Genomic DNA, 682 nt, shown 5'->3' on the forward strand with positions numbered 1-682 from the left:
CCAAGGCCGTGTACCTGGCGCTGGGCGTGCTGCCAGACGGCACGCGCGACATCCTCGGGATCTGGATCGAGAACACCGAGGGCGCCAAGTTCTGGATGAAGGTCTTCAACGATCTGAAGACCCGTGGGGTCAACGACATCCTGATCGCCGTCACCGACGGCCTCAAAGGCATGCCAGAGGCGCTGGGCGCGGTGTTCCCGGCCACGACGCTGCAGACCTGCATCGTGCACCTGATCCGCAACAGCCTGGACTTCGCGGCCTGGAAGGACCGCAAGGCGCTGGCCGCGGCCATCAAGCCGATCTACACGGCGGTGAGCGCAGAGGCCGCTGAGAGCGAGCTGGACGCGTTTGAAGCCGGTCCCTGGGGCCAGAAGTTCCCCACGGTCGTCAGCGCGTGGCGACGGGCCTGGGACAAGGTCATTCCCTTCTTCGCCTTCCCACCCGAGGTCCGGCGCGTGATCTACACGACCAACGCCATCGAGAGCGTGAACGCACGGCTGCGCAAGATCATCAAGACACGCGGGCACTTCCCCAGCGATGACTCGGCCACCAAGCTGATCTGGCTGGCGCTGCGCAACATCACCGAGGACTGGACCCGACCGACTCACCACTGGAAAGCCGCGATGAACCAGTTCGCAATCCTCTACGAAGATCGATTCACCAGACCGGTGTCGTAGGATCC

The 682-nt window shown here is 64.2% G+C and carries 1 protein-coding gene; it reads left to right on the top strand.

Features of this window, described 5'->3' with window-relative positions:
• A partial coding sequence (locus tag OOZ63_RS28960; protein WP_266009339.1) for an IS256 family transposase occupies positions 1 to 677 on the top strand: 677 nt, incomplete at its 5' end.
• Between the last annotated feature and the right edge of the window lie 5 nt (positions 678 to 682).

Origin of the sequence: Paucibacter sp. PLA-PC-4 (genome assembly GCF_026241155.1) — a bacterium.
Taxonomy (GTDB): domain Bacteria; phylum Pseudomonadota; class Gammaproteobacteria; order Burkholderiales; family Burkholderiaceae_C; genus Roseateles_E.